Raw genomic sequence first — 26,592 nt, forward strand, 5'->3', positions numbered from 1 at the left:
GTTAAGCTGCAGCCCAACATGGTAGGCCGTTGGCAATAGGTATTGTTTAAGGTCTTCATTGGTGAATAAGCCCAGGGGTTATGTCAGGGCAAATCCGGATTGGTTATATTCTACTAATAGATCCATGGTATCACATAAGCTTAAGGAGCCGTAACCCCATACGGGATTCGGATAAGCCAGGTTGGGCAGCCGTTCTGCTCCTTTCCAGAGAAAAGCTTTAATCCGCTGACCGTATAAAAGGGGATCGTTGCCTTGCAAAAGCCCCCATTCCATCATCAAGGCAGCAGAACCAGTGACAAAGGGAGCAGCTACGCTGGTGCCCGTAAAACGGTCATATCCCCCTCCAGCCTTGGTGGTGAGAATGTTTACCGCAGGAGCAACCAAGTCTGGTTTGATAAAATCAATGTTTCGCAGGGTTCCTTGACCGGAGAAATCCGCCATACTGTTAAGCGTGGAATTGTAACCTCCCACGGAAATTACTTGGTGAGCAGTGGCAGGTATGGTAATCGTATTGGTAACGGTAGGACGCAGGAAATCTGTCTCTTGGCCCACTTCTTCCAAAGGTGGCAGCCAGATGTCAAATAACCCGTATGTAATATCCAGGCCGCGGACTGACAATGCCCACAGGCCGGGTGGCATGGGGCCAGATACGCCGCGGAAGAGGATGTAGATTTCCTGGGCGGTATTGTAGTGGGTAGGCTGGCCGTAGAGCACCGACACCAACACCCCATCCATAGTAAAGCGGGTAACCCGCTGGAATGGAGAAATTTCTCCAGTAGAGCGGCCGCTGGGAGAGATCACTGAAAAGGTCATGGTGTCCACAAAATTTTTCCAGATAGTCATATAAAGACTGGAAATATTATCGGAAATAGAAAATTCTACCCGGTCCGTGGCACCTTGGGTCAGCAGATTGCTATAGTGGTGCCCAGCAGAGGCTTCATTGCCAGCAGCTACACAGATGCACGAGCGCCACCGTTCGGTCATGTTGTCAATATAGCCTTCGAAAAGAGAACTGCCGTCATGAGAGCCGTTATTGGTACCGTAGCTGATGTTGATGGATACCGGCATGTTAACTTCCTGAGCTTTAGCGTAAATGTATTTGATAGCTCGCATGATTTCCGTGGTTCGAGTAAAGGCAGCATGACCGGTATGGCCTAATTTCACCACAATGAGCGAGGCATTGGGGGCTACGCCTTTTTCTACAGAATCGGATCCCCGGCCGTTGCCCGCAGCGACGCCGGCTACAGCGGTCCCATGGCCTTCTGTATCCCGGCTGGGTACAAATTCATAGGGCGTATCGCTGGCTAGGGCTTCGTCAATTTGTGCTTTGGTATATTCTGAACCATTGCGGAAATCCATAGGTGGATTGCCGTCGATGGTTTGATCCCAAAGAAAAAGGATGCGAGTGCTTCCGTCTTGGTTTTGAAAATCGGAGTGGGTGTAGTCAATACCGGAATCAATGATACCGATGGCTACGCCGGCTCCGGTGAGGTTGAAAGAAGTAGGCCGCTGAACTTGAGAAATGCAAGCACTGTTCAAACTTTCTCGTAAAAAATAGGTGAGATTTTTTGGCAGCTCCACGTATTCTACTTCATTATATTGATAAAGCTTGGCCAGATTAGCCAGGGAAATGGTTAGAATGGCATAGTTCACATCTAAGATTTCCACAAAGGCGTCCAGCTCAGCGCCTACGGCCATGATATCCCCAGAGTATTTCACGATGACTTCCAGCATGTCTGAATCGCTGTACTGGTCAGAGGTAAAACGTGTCAGCTGATCAAGGGGTAGGAATGGCTGGTAGATCATAGACATTACCTTCCTTTCTAAAGCATATACATATTATATTGAAAGGGGGTGTAAAATATGAGACATTTTAATCGGTTTAAAAGCCAGCTGATTGATCAAGGGCAGCTGCAAATCAACGTCCGGGAAGAAAATCAGGTCAGGCCCATCGATAACGTAAAGGTGGAAGTCATCCGGAGGGCGGATTCCACTGTGGTGGAAGAGTTATACACCAATTCCTCGGGGCAGACGGAGACTCTGGAGCTGGCTGCGCCGCCCCTGGAATATTCTTTGACTCCGGAAAGCGGCAAGCCTTACAGTGAATATGACTTGGCAGTCAGTGCAGAGGGGTTTGAACCTGTTGAGATTGAAGGGGTGCAGATTTTGCCGGAGACCAAGTCTTTCCAGAATGTGCAGCTGAAACAGAGCCAGCAGCCGGATGAAGCCCAGCAGACGATTCTTATTGATGAGCATACGCTGTGGGGGATTTTTCCGCCAAAGATTCCAGAAGATGAAGTGAAGCCGCTGCCTGACGCAGGGGGATTTATTGTGCTGCCTGAGCCAGTTATCCCAGAATTCATCGTGGTTCATCTGGGGGTACCAGCAGACTCGTCAGCGCAAAACGTGTGGGTACCTTTTAAAGATTACATAAAAAATGTAGCCAGCTCGGAGATCTATTCTACTTGGCCTCGGGAAACCATCACCGCTAATGTGTTGGCCATTCTCTCCTTTGTGCTGAATCGCGTGTACACAGAATGGTATAGAGGAAAGGGCTATGAATTTACGATTACCAATTCCACCGCATATGACCAGGCATTCTTCTATGGTCGGAACATCTTTCAGGAGATTTCCGATGTGGTAGATAATATTTTCAATATGTATATCACCCGACCAGGTATTCGTCAGCCGTTGTTTACCCAGTTCTGTGATGGGGTGCGGACAGTTTGTGAAAAGGGTATGGCACAGTGGGGATCTAAGGAACTGGGTGACCAGGGCTATGATCATCTGAGCATTTTACGCAATTATTATGGGTTTGACGTCTATTTGCAAGAGGCAACCCAGGTAGAAGGGGTTCCGCTGTCATTTCCAGGGGAAGCCTTGGCTCTGGGTTCTACGGGTCCGGCAGTACGGACCATTCAGACCCAGCTGAACGCTATCGCAAATAATTATCCAGCTATTCAGAAGGTTCGGGTGGACGGCGTCTACGGACCGGAGACTGCGGCGGCAGTGACGACATTTCAGCAAATTTTCAATTTGCCGCAGAATGGGGTGGTGGATTTTGCTACGTGGTATCGGATTTCCAACATTTACGTGGCGGTAACCAGAATTGCAGAGCTATCAATGCGGCGAGGGCCGGATATAAATCAGCCTTATCGGTATTGAATAGGCATAGACCGCAACAAATCGGTTAGGAAGAAAGAAAATATACCAAAGTAGTAGGAAAAGAAAAATTTGGGGGAGAAAAACAGAAACGAAATCGTTGAGACCATTGACGTTTCTGTTTTTTTCATGCTTTCTGTCAGTTATTAGGGTTTTATGGTAAGGAAGATTATGGTATAATAAACTTTATAGATTGTATTCAGTATTGACGCAAGGGATGGGTCATTACGCAGAGATACGATGACGCTTATATGATATAATAAATGCGTTGATTGTATATACAGCGTTGCCGCAGAGAGGCATTTAGAGAATCACACGGCGATGCAGCTGGTGTGATATCATAAAAAATTAATTTTAAATATAAACATAATTGATATATATGAGGATAATTAATGATAAAAGTAATGGTTGTAGAAGACGCAGTTGAGGATCTATTACAATATAAAAACACTTTAAGTAAGATTCAGGGGATTCAAGTCCGTTATGCGTCGTCGGCGGAAGAAGCTCTGGTACAGGCTAGGGATGAGTATTTCGATATTTTTATTCTGGATATTGAACTCCCCGGGATTAGTGGATTGGAACTGGCGGCAAGGCTGCGAAAGCGGCCGGAATATCTGTTGACACTTATTTTGTTCATTACAGGCTATGAGAAGAATCAATTGGAAGCATTTCGGCAGTTTCACTGCTACGATTATATATTAAAACCTTTCAATATGAACGAATTTTATAATAAAATTGTATCCCTGATTCAGACACTGGAGGTGGAAAAGCAAGGGCGAACCCGGGTGCGGATGCTTTTATACCCGATGATGAACAGTGAGGTGCTGATTCCTATTCGGGACATTAAATATGCAGAAGTGGTGTACCGAACCTGTCGGCTTTATACGGAGATGCAGGAAGAACCCTTTGAAAGCCATACCCTGTCGTTGAAAGATCTTATCGAGGAGGTGGATGAGCCTTACTTTCTGCAATGCAGCAAATCTTGTGCTGTCAATACGCAGAAGGTTCAAAAATTAGAGAAGATTAATTACCGGACTTGGTCTATAGTACTGCGCACCGGAGAGAGCGTCCGAGTTAGCAGCAAATATTTTAGTTTAGTAGAGGAACAGATTAAGCTATTGTTCATCAGTAAGAAAGTGTAGTGGAGTAGGATGAGTTTTACAGAAGATTTAATTGGTACTTTGGCAGAGGTACTCATGACTGTATTTATAATGAACTTATTTAGCCAGCAATATTTAAGACATAAAGTGAGACTGGCAGCAGCTATTGTTTCCATCGCCTTAATTGTAAGCTGTTTAGATTTATTGGAACTTTCTATTACGACTATCCTAAATTTTGTAGTAGAGGTAATTGTCTTTAGGCTGATTGCGAAACAGCATATTTTTCGCGTGCTATTTGAGGTTATTTTTGCCTCAGCCATTATGTTGTCCATAGAATATGTACTAGCGGTGATTTTTTACAAGATACAAGGTATCGAATCGTTAGACTTTGCAAACAGATGTATTCAATTGGCCATTGGATTGATAATTTGTGGCCTTGCAGGTGGAAATCGGTCTTTGCAAATAAGAGTTTATACTTTTTATAAAAGATATCAGGAAGAAATTTATTTTATATCGGTAACTTTATTTAGCTTTTGTGCGATTAGTTTATATCTATGGAAAAGCGATAGTCATACTATTTTGAATCAATCACCAATCATTTCAGTATACACGGCTATATGGTTTTCCTTAAGTGTGTTTTTGTTAAAGAAATTGATTGAAAATCGAAAGCAACGGGAAAATATTCTTCTGCATGAGCAGTATATGGAAACAACGGAAAACTTACTGGACAGTCTTTACAGCGAAAAACATGATTTTAACAAGCATTTGCAGGCCATTCAAGGCCTTTGCCAATATGGGGATCAGCAGGCCGCCAGTGAAATTGAGCGGTATATAGGGGAGTTAAGAAGTAAAGAGTTGGATAAGAAAAAGAGTACAGTGTCCATCAGTACTGGCAACGGTGTAGTTAATGCTCTGCTTTATTCCAAGGCGAAGGAGGCAGAGAAGCGCAATATCCAGTTTTATTATGTACCTGGAGGCAGCTTTCCGGATTTTCCTTGCGAACCTTACGAGATGGTGCAGATATTAGGCAACCTGTTGGATAATGCCTTTGAGTACCTAGAAGGACTGGAGGAGACTGAGCGGGTGGTCACCCTGGTTATGGACGAGTGGGAAGGAAAGCGGCGAATAGAAACAAGAAATACCTGCCATTTAGAGAAGAGCTTTACGGCAGGTATTTCCTCGAAGAGTAATTGTAGCACAAAGTCCGGTGAGAGACGAGGCTACGGGCTGCGCAACATAAAAACTATTGTTTTGAAACACCATGGAAAGTTGCGCATTTTCCAAGAAGGAGATCAATTCATTGTGGAGGTCTTATTTTAATAAGGCTTCCGGGCACTCTGGTTCTCCATGATAACCCAATGAAGCTACAGAAATGGCCGATGTGGCTACTCCGATTAAAAATAATGCGGTTGTGCTCAATAAGATGGCTTGAAATTTCTTAAACATAATGATGTCCTTCCTTTCTTTTGTACCATTTTAGAAACAGCATTTCGACTGAATGTAAGATTAAAGCCCAAACATTCATGGCCACAAGCACCTCATCCCTTATGACCACCAGCAATAGCACGGCGAAAAAAAATAAATAAACCAAGGAAAAGTATTTGTTTTGCAGATACTTTTTTCTGCTTTTTATAGGCCGCCTTTCGGAAGGGGCCAGAGGGCACAAACCGCTTACCAAGATACCACATCCCAACAGAATCCAGTAGACTTGTATTGGCAGTGCCAGCAAAGGCAGGAGGCATATAGCCGCTAAAAAGTATCCTAGGCTGAATACAAAGCAGGATATATTGTCCTTAAAATGAATGCCGCCGGTGCTGAGCCGGATGGGCAAGATTAAGAACATAACCAACAGGAAAGGCCCTAGTTGGCCGGATAAGGCGAAGATTCCGGTCAACAGTAGCGTCTTTACTAATTCGTTCCGCAAGACAGCTAAGGCATATCTAATCTTCATGATTCCCAACTCATCGATTGTGTTACTTTCCTGTAACCTTGCAATGTAAGCTTCTGAAATACTCTTCATAAATCTTTTACCTTTTTTACTTTTTTTATGTCATTACCCCTTTTTCTTTTGTGCTTGTGATATCATCATAAATTTCCTGCGGAAAAAAGCAATCACTCCTGCGCTAAATGTTGCTTTTAAGACACAAAATGTGCGGAATTCACATTTTGTGAGGCTAAAACGGCATTTCAGGAGGAAATAGTTGAAATATTTTTGTCGACCTATATGATAAGGTTAAATAAAGATTAAATAAAAGTTAAAAAAGAGATAATAAACGCGCCTTAATATGCACCAGATTTATCGTTATCGAAAGAAGGTGAACCTCCTGTTATATGTTTCTTTGATTCTATCGGTGTTTTATATGATGACTTGCCCGCTTATTGCGATTTTAAACCTGGAGGACTTGGAATATGTCTATTCCTTGTACCCGCTCATACAAGCGGCCGCTTTTGGTATGTATGTAACGGATGAACTGATTGTTAGGTGCAACAAAAGGGAGGAGCCAACAGAGGAAGAGTATCGCATTGACTATATGGACAATATTTTTAGTGGTATCTATGTCGCTGTCATCGTGGTTTTGGTGGTTATTGCGTATTGTACCAGAAGTGTGATCCTTTTGAGCTTTGTTCTCTATCCGCTGGGCTTGAAAATGCTTCTCATCGATACGTGGATAGATAGTCATGTTCGTTATAAAATGCTCTTTGAAGAAATCAAAGGGAGGTAGAATGACTATGGGGGAAGGAGATGTTTTATGCTGGAGCGAATTAGATGTCCTAAAATTGTATCTTTTATCTTGTGTTTTCTCCTATGCTATCTTTTAATGTGCAATTTATTGATTAATTCTTTCTATCACTTAAAGGCTAATCAAAAAGTGGAGAGAGTGGTAGTGCGTACAGCGCAAGGAGAGTTCAGTATTACATCAAAGGACCGCATTGAACAGATTAACCGCCAATTTCACATGCAGGTGTTGTTTTCACTGGGCATGGGTAATTTGAAGGAGGATAGCGGTGACAGCGTTCAGATTTTTTTTTACAACAGCCAGAATAAAGAAATGAAGGGATTTGGCTATAACCCAGGCAACAAAAAGGTCTACCCGGGAGAACTCGGAGTGCCGCCTGATACGCAGAAGGTTTTAGATCAAATTGTTCGCCTAGCGGACACCAAGTATTACCATAGCTCATGAGTGTTGTCATGGGCTGTTTTGTTTTTTGAGGGCCGCGTTTCTTACTTTGCTCCTGCCTTGTCAATACCAAAGCACTTGATTTTTCATGAAAAAAGTGGTATCATAACCTCTATGTAGTTTGTATAAGCTTTAAACAGCACACAGGACAGGCATACAGCAGATAAGTGACAAACAGAAGAAGGTAAAGGTACAAAGATGGAAATTGAAATGAAATACGGCATTGGGGATGAAGAGACAGCCGCTAACATTTGGGATGATGAGTATCTTTCAAGTATTGAAGAACCTGATACGAGAGAAAACGTGGGGATGAGGGCTGTATATTTTGATACAGAGGACTTTGTCCTTTCAAAAAACGACATTGCACTGAGAGTACGCATGGAAGGCAGCCGGATTGTTGCTACACTTAAGTGGGGGGGAAAGAATGAAGGCGGGCTTCACATTCGAGGGGAAATTAATGTTCCTGTCAATGATGAAGCATATTTTAGTGTGCCGGACCCGCAGATTTTTAAAGAAAGCGAGATTGGCCAGGAAGTAATCGCTTTGATTGGATTTAAAAAGCTCCATGAGATTATGGAAACCAATTTTGTTCGCAGCCGTTTTCGCATTGATAGTGGTGAAGGCATCATGGAGGTTTCTCTGGACAAAGGAGAAATTATTACAGCTAAGGGCAATGCACCTATCCGGGAAATTGAGATTGAACTGTTTTCGGGAGAGCAGGAAGCCTTGGAGGCTGTGACTGCAACCATTGCAGAAAAGTACAGCTTGCAGCCTGAGACTAGAAGCAAGTACGCTAGGGGGTTGTCCCTTTTAGGTTTCCAGCGTTGAGCAAAAACGGAAGAAGAAATTTAATTTTTATAGAAAATAGGTATAAACGAAGAAAATGGCTTTACAAATGAGCCATTTTTTAGTTTTCAAGTGTTTTTTTGCCCTATTACGTGGTATTTTTAAGTTTTTTATCAGGTATTTTTGTGATAAATCTTTACTTTTAGCCAGTCAAGGGGTATAATAATGTGCATTGTGTGCAGAGATTCTACTGCACTGAATTAAAAGAAAAAGAATGAACTGATTACCCGCTGAAAAAAGAGGTATATATAATGTAGCTTGTCTCGTATGAAGTTTGCGGGTTTGATATGTAGGAGGAAAATATAGAATGAAATCAACATTTATTTCAAGGGAAAAGAATGATGTAAAGTTTACCATGGAGTTCACAGCTGAGGAGTTTGACAAGGCTGTAATCGCAGCTTATCAGGCTAACAAAGGCCGATTTGCCATCGACGGATTCAGAAAGGGTAAGGCACCGAGAACCTTGATTGAGCGGCATTACGGAGAGGATGTTTTCTACGAGGATGCTATTAACGAGATGTTTTCACAGAATTATTTTCAGGCCCTTACCGAGTTGAACATCAATGTGATTGACCGGCCAAATGCAGACTTCAGCGATATTAAAAAGGGAGAGCCCCTCACGGTGGCTATTACGGTGACTGCTTATCCAGAATTTGAAGTAAAAGATTATAAAGGCGTAGAAATTCAGAAGGTAGACAATGCTGTTACTGATGAAGATGTGGATAAAGAGATTGAAGCCTTACAGAAAAGAAATGCCAGAATGGTACTGGCAGAGAGAGCTGCTAAGGAAGGGGACACCGTACTGATCGACTACTCCGGTTTTGTGGGAGAAGACCAGTTTGAAGGAGGAACTGCTGAAAGACAGCCGTTAAAGCTGGGTTCTAACAGTTTCATTCCGGGATTTGAAGAGCAGCTCATCGGTTGCAGTGCTGGCGATGAAAAAGATGTGTTGGTAACCTTCCCGGAAGAATATCATGCACCAGATTTAGCAGGCAAGGAAGCAGTCTTCAAGTGCAAGGTTCATGAAGTGAAGGAAGAAGAGATGCCGGAACTGAATGACGACTTTGCTAAGGATGTCAGTGAGTTTGATACGCTGGAAGAGCTGAAGAAAGATAAGAAAGAAAATCTGGAAAAGGCTGCGCAGGATAGAGCTGTAAACGAAATGAAGAATGCTGTTTTGGAAAAGATTTATGAAGCGAATGACGTTGAGATCCCTCAGGTAATGATTGAGGATGAGATTGATGGCATGGTGCAGGAGTTTGATCAGCAGCTGAGATATCAGGGCATGGATTTACAGACATATATGCAGTATCTGGGCAAGGAAGCAAAGGATTTCAGAGAAGAGCTGAGAGCCGATGCGACGAAGAAGACGAAGACCAGAATGCTGATTTCAGCCATCGCTGATGCGGAGAAGCTGGAAGTTGCGCCGGAAGAGCTCGATAAGGAACTGGCTGCTATGGCGGAGCAGTATAAGATGGAAGTGGAAAAGATTAAGACCATGTTGGGATCAGATAATTTTGCAGCGCTGGAGAAAGACTTGAAGATGAGAAAAGCTGTAGACTTTGTTTATGACAATGCTGTAATTAAATAATAGGTAAAAATATTTATGTGCAGTTGGTTAAAATAGGAATCAACTGCACATAATATCTAAGGTATGTGAAATAATGACAAACACATAGAAATTTTCACCGGATACCTGCAAAGAAGTGGGAACCGAAGTGAAATGACAGAGAAGAAGGGGGTATAGCGAATGCCAATGATACCTTATGTCATCGAGAACACCGGAAAAGGTGAGCGTTCCTATGACATCTATTCCAGATTATTAAAGGACCGGATTATATTTATAGGGGAAGCCATCGATGAACATATGGCCAGCCTGATTGTGGCCCAGTTGCTGTTCTTGGAGGCTGAAGATGCCACAAAAGATATTTCCATTTATATCAACAGCCCAGGGGGCTCTGTTACGGCGGGAATGGCTATTTATGACACGATGCAGTATATCAAGCCGGATGTATCTACAATCTGTATCGGTATGGCTGCCAGTATGGGCGCCTTTTTATTATCCTCGGGAACTAAGGGCAAGCGGTTTGCTCTGCCAAATGCAGAGGTGATGATTCACCAGCCGTTAGGCGGAGTCAACGGTCAGGCTTCCGATATAAAGATTCACGCGGATTGGATATTGAAGACCAGAGAAAAGCTGAACAAAATCTTGAGCAACAACACAGGACAGGATTTGACTAAAATTGACCACGACACAGATAGAGACAATTTCCTGAGTGCAGCAGAGGCCGCGGAGTACGGCTTGATTGATAAAGTAATTGAGTTTAGACCATAACTAAGGGGGATATATGAGCAGGTATGACGAAAGCAAACAGCTGAAGTGCTCTTTTTGTGGAAAACCTCAGGATCAGGTGAGGCGATTGGTAGCAGGCCCGGGAGTTTATATCTGTGATGAGTGCGTAGAGCTTTGTCAAGATATTATAATGGAAGAGTTTGCATCCATGGAAAAAGACAAGAAGATGGAAGAAGGCTTTAAACTGCTGAAGCCTATGGACATCACACGGATTTTATCGGATTATGTGATTGAACAAGACGATGCGAAGAAGGCATTGGCTGTTGCAGTATATAATCATTATAAGAGAATTAATGCCACCAAGAGACGAATTGACGATGGGGTGGAGATTCAGAAGAGTAACATCATCATGATTGGCTCCACTGGGTCGGGAAAAACCTTGCTGGCTCAGACATTAGCGAAGATTTTAAACGTACCTTTTGCCATCGCAGATGCTACCGCTTTAACAGAAGCTGGCTATGTGGGTGAGGACGTGGAGAACATCTTGCTAAAGCTTATTCAGGCAGCTGATTATGACATTGAGAAGGCCCAAAAGGGCATCATCTATGTGGATGAAATAGATAAGATTGCCAGAAAGTCAGATAATCCGTCCATTACCAGAGACGTCAGCGGAGAAGGTGTACAGCAGGCTCTTTTAAAGATTCTCGAAGGCACTATCGCCAGCGTACCGCCACAGGGCGGAAGGAAGCATCCGCATCAGGACTTCATTCAATTCGATACAACGAATGTGCTGTTTATCTGCGGAGGCGCTTTTGACGGACTAGACAAAGTGATTCAGCGGCGTATCGGGGAGAAGATTATCGGATTTAATTCGGAAATTACCCATACTCAGGTAGAGACTAAAGAACTTTTGAAAAAGATTCAGCCGGAGGATTTGATGAAATATGGGCTGATCCCGGAGTTTATAGGCCGATTGCCAGTGATTGTTACCTTGGAAGAACTTTCTAAGGAAGCCTTAGTACGCATCATTACAGAGCCGAAAAATGCTTTGTTGAAGCAGTATAAAAAGCTGTTCTCTATGGATGATGTGGAACTGGAGATTGAGCAGGAGGCAATTGAGCGGGTAGCGGAAAAGGCAATTGAACGAAAGACCGGGGCCAGAGGCCTGAGAAGTATACTAGAACGCATTATGACAGACATTATGTATGAAATTCCGTCAAGAAGCGATGTGCGCAAGTGCATCATCACAAAGGGTACAATCGACAATGACATAATGCCAACATTGGTGCTTGTAGATTCCAGCGAAGAGGAAAATCGAGAATCTGCATCTTAAGAAAAAGACAAGGCGGCAATTATGTCGCCTTATTTTGGTTCAAAAAGGATTGCCTGTGCCAGACCGAAATAAGGATGTATACGGACAGAGTCGCTTATCTTATTTTGTTTGCAGGAGGAAAAGATATGACAGATCAAAAAAAGAAAGAAATTTTGGATAAATTAAAGGATGAACTGGAGAAAGCACTGGATGAATCAGACCGGCTGCTTTCTGGATTCGGCGATTATGAGGAAATCGGCGATTTCGGTGACGAGGGCCAAAATCAGGAAGAGGAAGAAGACGACGAAGAAGACCCACAGGATGTGGCAGAAGATGGCAGCCGAGTGCTGCCGATGATTCCGCTTCGAGGCATATGCGTTTTCCCGACCATGGTGCTGCATTTCGATATTGGACGGGAAAAGTCTATTCAGGCTTTAGAAAAAGCGATGATTATGAATCAGCGAATCTTCCTGGCCACTCAAAAGGATGAAAATACAGACTTACCAACCATTGGTGATTTCTATCAGGTGGGTACTATCGCCAAGATTAAACAGATGCTTAAGCTGCCTGGGGATTCCATTCGAGTTTTGGTAGAAGGAGTCAGCCGAGGAGAAATTCGGGAAGTAGTTCTGGAAGTACCGTATTTTAAGTGTCGAGTGGTGGCAGCCCCAGAACCGGAAAGTGAAGAACCTAGCAGCCGGACGACGGCCCTTATGCGGGCTACCTTGGCCAGCTTTGAGGAGTACTTGTCCCTGCACACGAAGATTGCGAAGGACGTACTGCCTAGTATTTCGTCCATCAACCAGCCGGGGCGTATGGCGGATTTAATCACCTCACACTTGTCTATTCGTTTACAGGAGAAGCAGGAAGTTCTGGAATGTTATGATGTGTACGAGCGGTTGGAAAAAGTGAATCAAATCCTCATTCGGGAGATTGAAATCCTCCATATTGAGCAGGATATCAATTCCAAATTGAAGACTGCTATTAACAAGCATCAGAAGGAATATTACTTGCGGGAACAGCTGCGGGTGATTCAAGATGAGCTGGGACAGGGCGAGGAAGTGGAAGACGAGGTAGATGACTGGAACAAACAGCTGAAAAAGCTTAAGCTTCCGGCCAAAACGGCGGAAAAGGTCAGCAAGGAGATTAAGCGTTTCAGCAAACTCCAGCCTTCTTCGGCGGAAAGCAGTGTTATTCGCACCTATGTGGAGACTATTTTAGCTCTGCCTTGGAACAAGGCGGCTAAATCCAATATAGACTTGAAAAAGGCAGAGAAAATTTTAAATACCGATCATTACGGACTGGAAAAGGTCAAGGAGCGGGTGCTGGAATATTTAGCAGTCATTCAGCTGTCTAACAGCATCAAGGGACCTATACTCTGCTTGGTAGGCCCTCCGGGAGTGGGTAAGACTTCGATTGCCCGGTCGGTAGCCAGAGCTATCAATCGAGATTTTGTGCGTATGTCTCTGGGCGGAGTCCGGGACGAAGCAGAAATCCGAGGACACCGGCGGACGTATATTGGTGCTATCCCGGGCCGGGTGATTTCCAGCATTAAGGAAGCGGGTACCAATAATCCGGTATTCCTCTTCGACGAGGTGGATAAGATTGGTACGGACTTTAAAGGAGATCCGGCCTCTGCTCTGCTGGAGGTGTTGGACCCAGAACAGAATAAGGAATTTATGGATCACTATCTGGAGGTGCCTTTTGACTTGTCCAAGGTGATGTTTATTACCACGGCCAATACCATCGACACCATCCCGCGGCCGCTTTTAGACCGAATGGAAGTAATACACGTATCTGGCTACACCGAGGAGGAAAAGGTCAACATTGCGGAGAAGTACCTAGTTCCTAAAAAAATAAAAGAACATGGTTTAAAAACCACGGATATCAGTGTTTCTGAAGCTACGGTCCGGGATTTAATCAACTATTACACCAGAGAATCCGGGGTGCGGAATCTGGAGCGAGAAATTGCTAACCTGTGCCGAAAAGTGGCCAGAAAGATTGTCTCTAATAAGGAGAAGAGCTATCGCATTACGCCAAAGAATCTGGAAAGCTATTTGGGTAAGAAGCGGTTCCGCTACGATATCATCCAAGGAGAAAATGAAGTGGGTGTAACGACGGGGCTGGCCTGGACCAGAGTAGGCGGCGATACGCTGTTTATTGAAACTACTTGTGTACCGGGAACAGGAAAGCTGGTGCTGACTGGCCAACTAGGTGAGGTTATGCAGGAGTCGGCTAAGGCCGGAATCAGCTATATCCGTACCGTGGCCAAGAAGCTGGGTATTGCAGAGGATTTTTACAAGACTCAGGATTTACACATACACATTCCGGAAGGGGCCACCCCGAAGGACGGCCCATCTGCTGGCGTGACCATGTGTACGGCCATTATTTCCACCCTTACCAATACACCAGTGCGGAAGGATATTGCCATGACTGGTGAGATTACCTTGCGCGGAAAGGTTCTGCCTGTGGGCGGTATTCGGGAAAAGGTTATGGCAGCTCACCGGGCTGGTATCACTAAAATATTGCTGCCAGTGGACAACGAGAGGGATATTGAGGATATTCCAGCTAACATTCGAAAGAAATTAGAGTTTGTTCTAATCAAGACCATAGATGAAGCTTTGGAGCATGCCTTGGTGAAATAGGGCAGCCAGAGACGGAAATGATGCTAAAGAACATTGAAAATAAAAAGGAAAAGTGATATGATTATAAAGAAGGCGGATATTGAGACAGTGGCGGTAAAGCCCAGCCAATATCCAGAGACGGATATACCGGAGATTGCATTTGCAGGGCGTTCCAATGTGGGTAAATCTTCCTTGCTGAACCTGCTGACCAACCGTCGAAACCTGGCTAGGACCAGTGGGAATCCCGGTAAGACCCGAACCATCAACTTCTACCGGGTCAACGATGACTTTCGTATTGTAGACCTGCCGGGATACGGTTACGCCAAGATTTCTCGGTCTCAGTCCGAAGGTTGGGGACAGATGATTGAAACCTACCTAGAGGGACGGACCACCTTATTAAAGGTGGTCCAGCTGGTGGATATCCGCCATGAACCTTCCGCGCAGGATGTGCAGATGTACAATTATCTGCGCCACTTTGGGTTGGACGGCATTGTGGTGGCTACCAAGGCGGACAAGGTTTCGACGAATGAAAAGCAAAAATGTATCAGCGTTATCAGAAAGACTTTAGGATTATCCGCAGAAGATAAGGTGATTCCAGTTTCTGCGCTGAAGCGAACGGGCCATGAGGTCCTGCTGGAAGAGCTGGAGCATCTGCTGGCCTCTTCTGCCAATGTAGCTGAGTGAGGCTAGAGGCGAAGGAGAGCAAATGTATCAATTTATTGGTTTCAATGTGATCTTTAAACGAATCAAGGCCATTCGTTCCATGATGGCGGATAAAACGGTGCCTCGACGGAAAAAACTGTTGATTATTTTAGGTATTGCCTATTTAATTTCGCCCCTTGATCTGATTCCGGCGGTACTTTTTCCTATCGCTTGGATGGATGATTTGGTGTTGTGGATTTGGATTCTCCTGCATCTGAAAGATGAATTGGACAAATATTGGTTAGGCGAGAAGGCAGAGGACTTATCTAAAAGCTATAAAGGAAAAGATATTATAGACGCAGAGGCTTATGAAGTGGACGCGGATGAAAATAAGGAGTCAGACAATGGAAAATAAGTATCAGGACAAAATCGGCACGGTAATGATCACTCAGGAGGAGATTCAGCAGCGGGCGCAGGAACTCGGTGCGCAGATTACCGAAGACTTTGCCGGCGAGGAAGTCCTCGTGGTGGGCATCTTAAAGGGTGCAGTGCTGTGGATGGCCGATATCGTCAAGAACATTAAATTGGATTGTGCCATAGACTTTATGGCCTGTTCTAGCTATGGAGCGTCCACCAAGACCTCCGGTGTAGTACGAATCTTAAAGGATTTGGATACTTCCATTGAAGGCCGAAACGTTATCATCGTGGAAGATATCGTGGACTCTGGCATCACCTTGAAGTACCTCCGGCAGAATTTGGAGGGGAGAAAGCCAAAATCTATTAAGATATGTTCCCTGTTGGATAAGCCCTCGGGCAGGAGTACTGAGCTGGAGGCTGATTATGTGGGATTTACTGTGGAGGACAAGTTTATTATCGGCTATGGACTAGACTTTGACCAGAAATACCGGAACCTGCCATATATCAGCTATCTGGAGTCCTAGAAGCAATACTAGCCTCAACAGCTGAGCAGCATCGTTAAAGGTTATGCCTGGGAATGGCTTAGGCGTGATTGATTCATACATAATAAGGAGAAGAGAAAAATGAGCTATGAAGTAAAAATTGGATTGTCAAACAAACACCTGCACTTAAGTGATGAGCATATCGCTGCCCTCTTTGGAGCCGACCACAAGCTGACCCCTACTAAGGACTTGGTGCAGCCTGGTCAGTTTGCTTGCGAGGAAAAAGTGGATATCGTGGGGCCTAAGGGTACATTAAAAGGCATTCGGGTATTGGGACCTGCTAGACCAGAAACTCAGGTAGAACTTGCTATGACTGATGCCAGAACCATCGGCATTAAGGCTCCAGTACGGGAATCCGGTAAGCTGGAAGGAACGCCAGGGTGCAAACTGATTGGCCCTAAGGGTGAAGTGGATTTAGACCATGGGGTTATGGTAGCCTTGAGACACGTTCACCTGTCTGATGCCCAAGCCAAGGAAGCTGGTGTAAAGGATAAGGACGTAGTCAGCATTAAGATTGGCGGTGAACGAGGCCTGGTATTTGATAACGTGTTGGTTCGCGCAGGTGATAAGCATGAGCGGGAAGTCCACTTGGATACGGATGAAGGGAATGCAGCAGGCTGTGGTCCAGATGCGGTCTGTACTATTATTAAATAATAGCATTTGAGAACAATATAAGAAAACAACGAGAACAGTCTCTTATCTGAAAAGATAAGGGGCTGTTTTTTTGTTAGCCGGTTTTTGCATGTTTGTGGATGAAAAGACGAAAAAAGACGGAAAAAGGTCGGAAACCCTTGTAAATGGACAAAATTGCCGGGTATTTTGCGAACAAATTTGCTGGAATGTATCTAAAAGACAGGGTACTATAATAAAGGCTTCTTTTTCCTTGTATAAATTTTTAAAATTTTTCCAAATGTGACCGGTTTGTGACCAGGGTCTGACATAATGGAAAAGTGGAATAAAGAGGATAAAATAAAAGAATGTCCACAGGCGAAAGGAAACGATATGGGCGAATCAGAAAAGCTCTTAACCTTTTTACCTAGATACCGGGTCTGCATTGATAGCAGATATAAAGGAGCTCTAGAAGGCCGGGTGTTTTTCGGCTACAGGAAGTGGGATGGGATGAGGTTTGCAGACGTTCACGAATTGCTTTTCCTGCTGGAAAAGGTTATGGACCAACTGAACTGTCCGGCGGCAGCAAATGAAATGCGTCATTTCCGCACAGAGAAAGAGAGCTATAGAAAAAAAGAGAAAAATGCCAATAGCAGCAGTGCAGAAATTAGGGAGGCAAAGAGAGCTATGAGAAAATTTGATACTGGTAGTGAAAGAGGTCAGAAGGCTACTTTCATTTTGCAAATAAAATTCAGGCAAAACGCCAGTTGGCAAGGAACTGTCCAATGGGTTGAAAAGAAGCAGGAACTGAACTTTAGAAGTGCATTGGAGTTGATTAAGATTATTGACAGCGCATGTGAAGAAGGTTATCAGACCGAAGTCCTTGGACTGGACGATAAAATAGGTTAATTAATTTTAAAAGGAGGTCTAATATGAGAAGGATACCCAATAAAAGATGCAACAAGATGTTGGCCGTAGTATTGGCGCTAGTTGTAGCTTTTTCTTATTCCATTCCGATGTCTGTATTTGCATCAGCCGTTTCAAATACTGCAAATGTTGTAAAACAAGGCAGTGAATTGTTTTACGACAAGAGTGGACAGAAAGTTAATAGTTTTGACTCAGCGGCTGTTGCGGTGAGTAAAACTATTGCCAAATTGTCTGGCGATAATGAATTTCAAATTACGTTGCAGGTAAAAACAAAGGGCGAGGTCCAAACCGAAACGAAGGAAAAGGATGCAGCCGTAGTTTTAGTAATGGATGTATCCAATAGTATGATTACGAATAAGGATGGTTCTATTACCCGACTTCAATCCGCTAAGAATGCGGCAAATGATTTCCTGACAAATTATGTGAAAGACGCAGGGGATGCAAAGCGGATGGTATCTGTAGTGGAGTTTGGCACTTCAGGGAAAACGGTAAGCAGTTGGATAAATGCTAACGGTGGGAATGGAACAGTTTCCAATGCTGCGAAAAATGCCATCAATGATGTGTCAAATAAGTATTCAGTAAACTATACAAGAGCAGAAAATTATATTAAATGGAACTGGGAAGGTGACTGGTGGTATTGCGATTATAATAAATGTGCACTCGCTTATGATTGGCATCATAAATCTGACAAAAGATATGAAAATCATACCCATAGTGTAACCAGAAGCTACAAAGATGATGGCGGCACTAACATTGAAGCAGGAATGATGCTGGCTAGAAATTTATTAAATGCAGGCCAGCAAACTGGCGGAAGTTTAGGTGAGATAGAAAATAAGAGCGTGATTATGCTGACAGATGGGGTCCCAACCTCTTCAGTAGTTGATTCCAACGAAGGGGCCACGGATTTTCTCCTTGGAGAAGGTGGAACAAAGGTTGATCAAGAAGACTACGAAAACGTTCCATCTGTATGCAGTACCATCAAAAGTTATAATTCAAGCGTATATACTATTTCCTATAATGTAAGTGATGAAAAAGTAAATGGAAAAACCGTGCCAAACTGGCTGACGAAGGACGTACAAGTAACGGGAAACTACCAAGCCAACAATGCGGCAGCTCTTTTTGAGGCTTTTTCAAAGATAAATGAAAAAATTGAAACAACCATTGAAACGTCTAGGTTGAAAATTGAAGATCCGATGGGAGCATTTATTTTATTTGATGGGAGCAATGCACTTGATGAAAATGCAACTTTTTCAGGAAATAAGCTTACCCTTAATTTAGTAAAAGAAAATGCAACTATTGAGGGAAGTGTAAAAGAATACACGTATTCTTATAAAGTAAAGCTGGATACAAGTGCACAAGGCTTTGCAGACCAACAAGAGTACCCGACAAATGGAGCAACAACCTTAACGTTCCAATATGGAAGTGATCCTGACGCAAAAACTGTAGATTTTACGATACCAAGTGTAAGTGGAAAAGCTCCAGAAGTTGCGTATACCATTGAATACTATAAGTGGGATAAAGAAACAAAAGATTATCCCGCAGAACCAACTAAAGTAGATGATGGAGGAATCGCAAGACTTTGGTCACAGGTTAATGCGCCGGAGGGGTATGCTCAGAAGTATGTAAATGACAATTATCATTTTGTAGAAGGGGATAGCGTATTACAGCTTATTGCCTCTCAGAGTGGAAATGTTCTTAAGCTAAAGTATATGCCAGACTTAGCGGATGTGACGGTGGAACATTATTATAAAACAGATATTATCCGTGCTGATGGCAGCAAAATAGAAGGTACAGATTATGTGCTGAAAAGTACAGTGAAAAAAGAAAATTTATATGTGGGAGATCAATTTGAAGCCCAATTGATTTCAGAACTTGATGGTGTAAAATATCAGCTGAATCAGAAATCGGATTCACAAACTATAAGTTCTATTCCTAAAGCTGGAAAAGTAATAAAGCTGTATTATGATGGACAGCAAGACTTAAGAGCGAAGACTTCCGTTGTGGTAAATAGAATTTATAAAACTGGGAATTATGCCATTAATACAGATACCGGAAGATATGAGGAAGTTTTTACCGTTTCTGAACCTCAGGAATATGAAAAAAATACGGAGGTAAAAGCTCATTCCACCTTTGCCACGTCAACCGTAAATGGTGTGACAGCTGGTTATTCTTTTGAAAAAACTGATAATGGAACGTACGATGCGGATAAAAATCAAGTAGAGTTAAAGCTTGGCGAAGATACAAATGTAATAAATATTACCTTTATCAAGCATGCAGATAAATCTACGCTAAAAGAAACGAAAGTAATTGTTTCCCACAATTACTATTTGACCGAAAAGAAGATTGTAGATGGAAAATTGCTGACCGTGGTACCTGAAACTCCGGTTACGGAAAAAACGGAATACACCGAGTATTATGTAGGTGAGCACTTTACCCCAGAAGAAATTCTAAGTTATGACGGGACTGTTTACCATGCTGACAGCGAAAACGCTGGTAAGCTTAAAGCATATGAATTACCTTCTGGAACTTTAGAAATTAATTTGTCTTATCATTGCACTGTAGCACCTGAAGCAACATCCGTAACCGTAAATCACATTTATCGAACCTACGATAAGGTTTATAACGAAACGGTTGATGAAGAAACAGGAGAGGTCACAAGCAAGGTAGAGACTGTTGTAAGAGAAGATGGCAGTGTATCCCAAGATATTAATCAAATAAAAGTTGGCGATGCAGATGAAAAGTTATACGTTGGTTTTGTTTATACCGCAGATAAAGATGGCGAGTATGAAGGGAAGGCGTATACCTTTAATGAGAAAGAATCTACTAAAGATGGTAAGATTACTTTAAATCAAAGCAGCAATGAAATTAATTTATACTATGACATTACGGAAGATACGAGAGAGGCTGCTGATATAGAAGTTCACCATACGTATATCACAAAACTTACTACCGTAGAAGATGGTAAGATTGTGACCAAGGACATTATAGCTTATCCAGGTATCATCGACGAGAAGACCGATAAATATGCAGGGAAGGCGGGAGATGTCTTTGATGTTACCCTGCAAGAGGAATGGGACGGAGAGACTTATACACTAAAGAGTGAAAACCTTGAAACCATCACTCTCAGAAAAGGAACCAATGAAACGATTACAATTGTATATGAACGGGAGCATAGTGATTTAAAGGCTACAACTTTAAAGGTTATTCACAAATATGTGGAAAAGGCCATGAGTGTTGTCAAAGGAGTTGCTGGATATTACGATGAAGGAACGGCAACGGTTGCTGAAGTGGAAGCCTTTACGGTGGACGGAGGAAAAGCGACTCCTGAAAAAATGTATGTAGGCGAAAAATATACGGTTGATATGGTGCCGATATACAATGGTGTCACTTATACCGCTGATGCGGCAAATCCAGGAGCAGATATTACTTTAGCAGAGGCAGAGGACGGAAATTCAGTAGAATATAAATATATTCACACGACGGAACTGCCGAAGACCTCCGTGGTGGTCAACCATCATTACAGTCATAAGACCATTAATAAAGTTGGGGAAAGTACTGTAACGACAGAGGAAAATCAGGTGACAATGCCTCAGCCTTATGTAGGTGAAGATGTAAAAGTAGTAGCAAATGAAGCGGGATATACGTTCCAGAACGTTCAGGTGTCGGGAACAGATACTCATAATCAGGATGCAGAACATGATGTGGCATTGACTGTGTCAAATGCAGCAGTTACTGTAGATTACTATTATACAAAGGTTACTGACAACAGCGTGGCTTCATCCTGGAAAATAAATCACTACTATAGAACTGTAGATTGGAATGACAACGCAGATAAAGAATATGTGTTGGATGAAGTAATCTCTTCAAGCGGAAATAGTTATGCAACGAAGACTATTACTGGTGTGCCGAATTTAAAGCCGGATGATTCAAAAATCCCAACAGTTGAATTAGATAAAGCACAGGCTACCTCTGATTTTTCAGACGGATATACCATAACCTTGCAAGAGGGCAATGAGAATACGATTAATTTCTACTATACCCAAAGAATTGATTCTCGCGTGGGAACAGTGGTAAAAGTTGTTCACAATTATTATAAGCACGACGTAAGTGAGTTAGTGCCTGACACCATTATTAATCCAGAATCAGCAGAAAGTGCTGTAGTTTTACCTGGTGTTCTTGCCGGAACTTATGAAGAGGTATTTACAGGCAAAACAGAACAGGCCTGGGTAGGCAATAAATTTATTGCTGACAAGAAAAACGTATTTGGTGAGGGTGAAAATGCCTTGACCTACCAGTTTAAAGATGCCAATCCAGAAAACTGCACCATTGATTATTTAAAATTAGCAGATGCTGAAAATCCGAACTTAATCGTAATTAATTATGTGTATAATTATGACGCAAGTGAGAATGTGGAGATGAAAGTAAACCATGTTTATAAAACCCATGACTCCTACAACGATAAGACAACGGATGAGGTTGAAACGGCAATAGCTAAATTTGGTAATGAACAGTTTGGTAGCTGGAACAAGTCGGATAAAATATTTACTGCAAAGGAAATTGCGAAATCCGGGTTCACTCGCCAGACTTCCGATGAAAATATGTCGGTAAGCTATAATGCAGGCGAAAATGAAATGACGATTGTTTATACGAAGACGGTTAGCTCGAAGCCTAGTGGCGGCGGAGGCGGAGGAAATGGCGGAAAAAATAATCCAAGTAACCCTACGCCTAGCACAAATATTCCTGATGAGCCTGTACCTCTTGCCGATAATCCTGTTATTATCGAAGAGGAGGCAGTGCCTTTAGCGGAAGCACCGGGAAATAATGAACAAATAATTTTCGATGAAAAAGTACCTTTGGCAGTGCTGCCTAAAACTGGCGGATTTGGCATGGCAGGTTACTTTGGAGTAGGAGCAGTAATATTAGCATTAGGTGCAATGATTAGAAGAAAAGAAGAAAAACAATAGTATTCTAAATATCAATTATTAATGCATAATAAGAGAGCTACAGTCTGAGGGTTAACCCACTGGATTGTAGCTCTCTTAAATAGGTGTTTATTTTAGGTTAAATTTATTGTAATATTCCTTTGATGATTAGTCTTTGTTCATTAGATCCTTTTGGGTGACAAGTAATAAGTGTAAGCGTTGAAAGATTAGGCGTGCTGGCTAGAATTGACACATCGTCAGGTTCTACTATAAAACTTTCTGTAACTATATAGGTAAAAGTGGCGTTATTATATTGAATAGTAATAAGGTCATTTACTTGTACCTCATCAAGACGATTAAAGTATGAACCAAACGTATAGTTGCGATGGCCCGCTATACTACAATTGCCAACGTCACCAGGGAGAGCCGTGCCAGTAACATGACCCGCACCATATTTTAATTGTTTAGAACTGGAGCCTTCAAGTAGAAGCTGATCTGATGAAATGGAAGGAATCGAAATTCGACCAATAACATTTTCAATCTTTCGAGGAGATACGGGTTTGCTTTCTACTGAAGAGGGGATTATTACGGAAGAACCACTTGTCACAGTATCTTCAAACGTTTCATTAAGTGCTGAATTTTCAATTTCTAAAGCAGCAATGTATTGTTGATACATTTTATCCTGTTGATAGCTCATATACAGTCTGCCGCCAAAGGGAATCAGGCATATGATTATGCCAATTATAATTAACCAAGTAGATACTCTTTTCATAAATATCACATGTATGCCGATAAAAGCAAGCGGTATACCTTTTCCTTTCACAATTAAAAAATATTTGTTTTCAGTTAGCTTATATTAAAAACAAGCATGATATAGAACGATTATATTATAATTTATAACGTATTGAAATAGGAAGTTAAAAAATAATCAAATGTAATAACTCGTTGAAATTACGTAATTATTAGTATATAATGGGAGTGATTTACAAGATTCTGGAGAGGGAAACTATATGTCGACAGAAGAGAAAAATCCAATAATTAAAATTTATATGCTAGGTCGGTTCGCGCTAGAATACGACGGTGAAATCATACTGGAAGATGAAGGGAAAATTCATAAGGTATGGTCTCTGTTGGGATACCTGCTGGCCAACCACAGCAGAAAGCTGGGCAGTCAAGAATTGCCGGAGCTTTTATGCGCAGATGAGCGCAGCGGAGATCCAGCCAAAGTAGTAAAAAATCTGGCATACCGGTTGCGGTGTTTACTTTCGGATAGCGGCCTCCCAAAAGAGACTTACATTGTTCAGTCCGGCGGCAGTTACAGCTGGAATGAGCGCCTCAATTACACCATAGACACGGACGAATTTTTAGCGTCCTATAAACGGGCCAGACAAGGAGGCATTGATGAGCAAACCGCCATCGATTGCTATCTTCAGGCCATTTCTATCTATCAAGGCAAATTCTTGCCTCATGCAGTGTATGACCAGTGGGCAGCACATTCTACTACATATTACCATCGATTATTTACAGACAGTATCATATCTTTATATCGGCTCTTAGAGAAAAAGGAAACTTATGAACTTATGCTGCCTGTATGCGAAAAGGCAATAGGTATCGATGCTTATGATGAAGATATTTACAGAATCTATATTCATTGTCTGACAAAGATGGGAAGACACAAAGAAGCACTTTTATCTTATGAAACCATAACAAACCGGCTTTATGATGAGATGGGTGTAAACCCGTCAGGTGAATTGAGAAGTTTATATCGAGAGATTATGAAAACGTTGAAAAGTGTAGAAACGGATTTGATAATTATCAAAGAAGATCTGAATGAAGGTGGACAGGCTGAATGCTGTTATTTTTGTGAATATCAGATATTTAAAGATATCTATCGGTTTATTGCTAGACGTGTCAACCGTACAGGAGAGTCCATTTTCATCATGCTGTGCACCCTAACAGATAAAGAGGACGAAATTCCATCAAAAAAATATTTGGCTGAAGCGATGGAATCCTTGAAAGTTTCTATTGGCAAAACTCTGCGTAAAGGTGATTTGTTTTCTAGGTATAGCCATTCGCAATTTGTTGTGATGCTTCCGGACATTTCTTATGAAAATGGATATATGGTAGGAAAAAGAATTCAAGCAGCCTATAAGAAAAATAAAGTAAGCAAAGTGGTAACCATGCATTATAAACTGCAGCCTTTAGATCCGAAACATTTCTAAAAAATAACCGCCGGAATCTTCCGGCGGTTACAAAACTCAATAGTAAAAGGTTTTACTGGGTCGTTTTATTCTTATGAGATGCCAATACCAGCACTTGCGTAACCGGTTACAGTGTTCAGCAACGTTATTCCCTCTGCAGTAATAGAGAACACTAACATGAGACGTGTTCCTGCAGTCACTGGAATAGCTAACCCCGTCGTTGTTCCAGAACTGATATCACCAATGGTGACAATTCCGGTGAGCGGTGGAGCTAAATTAACCAGAGCACCTGGAATAGGTGAGAATACATTGTCCGGTGTAACAGAGCTATAAAGCTGTGCATTTACAGTAACGGTGGTGCCAGTCAGAGTCAATGCCAGCGTTGTACTGAAGAAAGCACTCAAGTCGGTGATAATACCGTCACGCGGCACTGAAAAAGCAAAGTTAGACAGTGTTCCTGCTGCATTGGTAATATCAATGGTTGATCCCAGTACGGTTAAGCCTGGTGCGGAATTGCCAAATCCTACAAAAGCAGGTAAACCAGCCAGACCGCCTAAAATGGAGGTCATGGTAATCGGAAGACCAGAGGCAAATGGGATAATGGCGCCTGCGCCCGGTTCACCAGTAGGACCGGTAGGGCCGAGAGCACCAGTAGGACCAGTAGGGCCAGCAGGGCCGGCTTCGCCTTGAGGACCAGTAGGGCCTATTTCACCGGCAGGACCCTGAGCACCGGCAGGACCGGCAGGACCTTGAGCGCCAGCAGGACCAGCATCACCCTGAGGGCCAGCAGGACCGATATCACCAGCAGGACCAGCAGGGCCTTGGGCACCAGCAGGACCAGCAGGGCCAACAGGGCCAGCAGGACCGATATCACCAGCAGGACCCTGAGGACCGGCAGGACCGGCAGGACCTTGAGCACCGGCAGGGCCAGCAGGACCGATATCACCAGCAGGACCCTGAGCGCCGGCAGGACCGGCAGGACCCTGAGCACCAGCAGGACCAGCATCACCCTGAGGACCAGCAGGACCTATAGCGCCAGCAGGACCTTGGGCACCGGCAGGACCGGCAGGACCGGCAGGACCGGCAGGACCGGTAGGACCGATATCACCAGCAGGACCTTGAGCACCGGCAGGACCGGCAGGACCCTGAGTGCCAGCAGGACCGGCGGTTCCCTGAGGACCAGTAGGACCGATATCACCAGCAGGACCTTGAACACCGGCAGGACCTTGAACGCCAGCAGGACCAGCAGGGCCTTGGGCACCGGCAGGACCAGTAGGTCCGAGACCTCCAGCAGGGCCTTGGGCACCAGCAGGGCCGGCAGGGCCTTGGATACCGGCAGGACCGGCATTTCCTTGAGGACCGGTAGGGCCTATAGCTCCAGCAGGACCTTGGGCACCGGCAGGGCCGGCAGGACCTTGGATACCGGCAGGACCGGCATCACCCTGAGGGCCCTGCGTTCCCTGAGGACCTTGCGGACCCTGAGGACCTTGTGGGCCCTGTGGACCTCTCGGACCAGTAGGTCCGGTTGGGCCAATACCTGGAGGGGTTGGAGGTCCTGGAGGGCACGGAGGCCCTGGAGGACGCGGATAGCACGACTGACCAGGATATCCCGTTGGAGAGAAACAAGGGGAGTTGCAAGCTTTTACCTGCTGAGAGGCCTCGAGCTTCTCCTGGAGAGCGGAACTGAGAATCTGAGTTTCAGAGTTATCAGCTAAATGTTTGTTTATAAGCATATTATCAACGCTCCTAAAATAGTTTAATACAAGTATTTATAGGGTATAAGCCCTATATACTACTATATGAAATTTTTATATAA

At 43.4% G+C, this 26,592-nt stretch carries 22 protein-coding genes; 17 read left to right on the forward strand and 5 right to left on the reverse strand.

Features of this window, described 5'->3' with window-relative positions; all coding sequences use genetic code 11:
• Positions 1-78 precede the first annotated feature (78 nt).
• Entirely contained in the window at positions 79-1,806 is a 1,728-nt protein-coding gene (locus tag Ami103574_RS03705; RefSeq protein WP_163065342.1) for a S8 family peptidase, read from the reverse strand.
• 57 nt (positions 1,807-1,863) lie between these two features.
• Between Ami103574_RS03705 and Ami103574_RS03710 the strand changes: the two genes are divergently transcribed.
• From Ami103574_RS03710 to Ami103574_RS03720, 3 genes are all read left to right on the forward strand, one after another.
• Entirely contained in the window at positions 1,864-3,165 is a 1,302-nt protein-coding gene (locus Ami103574_RS03710) for a peptidoglycan-binding protein (RefSeq protein ID WP_163065343.1), read from the forward strand.
• 389 nt (positions 3,166-3,554) lie between these two features.
• Positions 3,555-4,304 (forward strand): LytR/AlgR family response regulator transcription factor, encoded by a 750-nt coding sequence (locus Ami103574_RS03715; protein WP_163065344.1) that lies wholly within the window; start codon positions 3,555-3,557, stop codon positions 4,302-4,304.
• 9 nt (positions 4,305-4,313) lie between these two features.
• Positions 4,314-5,582, forward strand: coding sequence for a sensor histidine kinase (locus tag Ami103574_RS03720; RefSeq protein ID WP_163065345.1), 1,269 nt, complete (start codon positions 4,314-4,316; stop codon positions 5,580-5,582).
• On the opposite strand, the gene Ami103574_RS03725 is transcribed toward Ami103574_RS03720, so the two are convergent.
• Both Ami103574_RS03725 and Ami103574_RS03730 read right to left on the reverse strand, forming a co-directional pair.
• Entirely contained in the window at positions 5,574-5,708 is a 135-nt protein-coding gene (locus Ami103574_RS03725) for an AgrD family cyclic lactone autoinducer peptide (RefSeq protein WP_163065346.1), read from the reverse strand. The genes Ami103574_RS03720 and Ami103574_RS03725 overlap by 9 nt on opposite strands.
• Positions 5,701-6,282 carry an accessory gene regulator B family protein gene (locus Ami103574_RS03730; RefSeq protein WP_163065347.1) on the reverse strand — a complete coding sequence of 194 codons (582 nt, stop codon included), beginning with the start codon at positions 6,280-6,282 and terminating at the stop codon, positions 5,701-5,703. The genes Ami103574_RS03725 and Ami103574_RS03730 overlap by 8 nt, the downstream gene beginning before the upstream one ends.
• A 265-nt stretch (positions 6,283-6,547) precedes the next feature.
• Between Ami103574_RS03730 and Ami103574_RS03735 the strand changes: the two genes are divergently transcribed.
• The 13 genes from Ami103574_RS03735 (at position 6,548) to Ami103574_RS03795 (ending at position 22,617) form a co-directional block, all read left to right on the forward strand.
• Positions 6,548-6,985 (forward strand): hypothetical protein, encoded by a 438-nt coding sequence (locus Ami103574_RS03735; RefSeq protein WP_163065348.1) that lies wholly within the window; start codon positions 6,548-6,550, stop codon positions 6,983-6,985.
• Between the two features lie 162 nt (positions 6,986-7,147).
• Positions 7,148-7,444 (forward strand): hypothetical protein, encoded by a 297-nt coding sequence (locus Ami103574_RS03740; RefSeq protein ID WP_163065349.1) that lies wholly within the window; start codon positions 7,148-7,150, stop codon positions 7,442-7,444.
• 195 nt (positions 7,445-7,639) lie between these two features.
• Positions 7,640-8,269, forward strand: a complete 630-nt coding sequence (locus Ami103574_RS03745; RefSeq protein WP_163065350.1) for a CYTH domain-containing protein — start codon at positions 7,640-7,642, stop codon at positions 8,267-8,269.
• A gap of 325 nt (positions 8,270-8,594) precedes the next feature.
• Complete coding sequence (gene tig, locus Ami103574_RS03750) at positions 8,595-9,878, forward strand: trigger factor (RefSeq protein WP_163065351.1); 1,284 nt, start codon at positions 8,595-8,597, stop codon at positions 9,876-9,878.
• Between the two features lie 159 nt (positions 9,879-10,037).
• Positions 10,038-10,622, forward strand: a complete 585-nt coding sequence (gene clpP / locus Ami103574_RS03755; protein ID WP_163065352.1) for an ATP-dependent Clp endopeptidase proteolytic subunit ClpP — start codon at positions 10,038-10,040, stop codon at positions 10,620-10,622.
• Positions 10,623-10,635: 13 nt separating this feature from the next.
• On the forward strand, positions 10,636-11,913 hold the full coding sequence (gene clpX, locus Ami103574_RS03760) for an ATP-dependent Clp protease ATP-binding subunit ClpX (RefSeq protein WP_163065353.1): 1,278 nt from the start codon (positions 10,636-10,638) through the stop codon (positions 11,911-11,913).
• A gap of 332 nt (positions 11,914-12,245) precedes the next feature.
• The gene (lon, locus tag Ami103574_RS03765; RefSeq protein WP_163067911.1) at positions 12,246-14,537 is read left to right on the forward strand and encodes an endopeptidase La; all 2,292 of its coding nucleotides are present in this window, start codon (positions 12,246-12,248) and stop codon (positions 14,535-14,537) included.
• 57 nt (positions 14,538-14,594) lie between these two features.
• Positions 14,595-15,200, forward strand: a complete 606-nt coding sequence (gene yihA / locus Ami103574_RS03770; protein ID WP_163065354.1) for a ribosome biogenesis GTP-binding protein YihA/YsxC — start codon at positions 14,595-14,597, stop codon at positions 15,198-15,200.
• Between the two features lie 22 nt (positions 15,201-15,222).
• A complete protein-coding gene (locus Ami103574_RS03775; protein ID WP_163065355.1) occupies positions 15,223-15,573 on the forward strand; it encodes a YkvA family protein in 351 nt (116 codons plus the stop codon).
• Positions 15,563-16,099 (forward strand): hypoxanthine phosphoribosyltransferase, encoded by a 537-nt coding sequence (hpt, locus tag Ami103574_RS03780; protein ID WP_163065356.1) that lies wholly within the window; start codon positions 15,563-15,565, stop codon positions 16,097-16,099. The genes Ami103574_RS03775 and hpt overlap by 11 nt, the downstream gene beginning before the upstream one ends.
• 99 nt (positions 16,100-16,198) lie before the next feature.
• Entirely contained in the window at positions 16,199-16,771 is a 573-nt protein-coding gene (gene pduL, locus Ami103574_RS03785; protein WP_163065357.1) for a phosphate propanoyltransferase, read from the forward strand.
• Between the two features lie 288 nt (positions 16,772-17,059).
• Positions 17,060-17,635 carry a hypothetical protein gene (locus Ami103574_RS15795; protein WP_246213190.1) on the forward strand — a complete coding sequence of 192 codons (576 nt, stop codon included), beginning with the start codon at positions 17,060-17,062 and terminating at the stop codon, positions 17,633-17,635.
• 23 nt (positions 17,636-17,658) lie between these two features.
• Positions 17,659-22,617 carry a VWA domain-containing protein gene (locus Ami103574_RS03795; protein ID WP_163067913.1) on the forward strand — a complete coding sequence of 1,653 codons (4,959 nt, stop codon included), beginning with the start codon at positions 17,659-17,661 and terminating at the stop codon, positions 22,615-22,617.
• 103 nt (positions 22,618-22,720) lie between these two features.
• Here Ami103574_RS03795 and Ami103574_RS03800 read toward each other — a convergent pair whose 3' ends face one another.
• On the reverse strand, positions 22,721-23,272 hold the full coding sequence (locus Ami103574_RS03800; protein ID WP_246213191.1) for a class D sortase: 552 nt from the start codon (positions 23,270-23,272) through the stop codon (positions 22,721-22,723).
• Between the two features lie 313 nt (positions 23,273-23,585).
• Here Ami103574_RS03800 and Ami103574_RS03805 point away from each other — a divergent pair, with 313 nt between their 5' ends.
• Complete coding sequence (locus Ami103574_RS03805) at positions 23,586-24,797, forward strand: BTAD domain-containing putative transcriptional regulator (protein WP_163065359.1); 1,212 nt, start codon at positions 23,586-23,588, stop codon at positions 24,795-24,797.
• A 71-nt stretch (positions 24,798-24,868) separates the two neighbouring features.
• Here Ami103574_RS03805 and Ami103574_RS03810 read toward each other — a convergent pair whose 3' ends face one another.
• A complete protein-coding gene (locus Ami103574_RS03810; protein WP_163065360.1) occupies positions 24,869-26,509 on the reverse strand; it encodes an exosporium glycoprotein BclB-related protein in 1,641 nt (546 codons plus the stop codon).
• Positions 26,510-26,592: the final 83 nt, after the last annotated feature.

The sequence above is a fragment of the Aminipila butyrica genome (assembly GCF_010669305.1).
Classification (GTDB): domain Bacteria; phylum Bacillota; class Clostridia; order Peptostreptococcales; family Anaerovoracaceae; genus Aminipila; species Aminipila butyrica.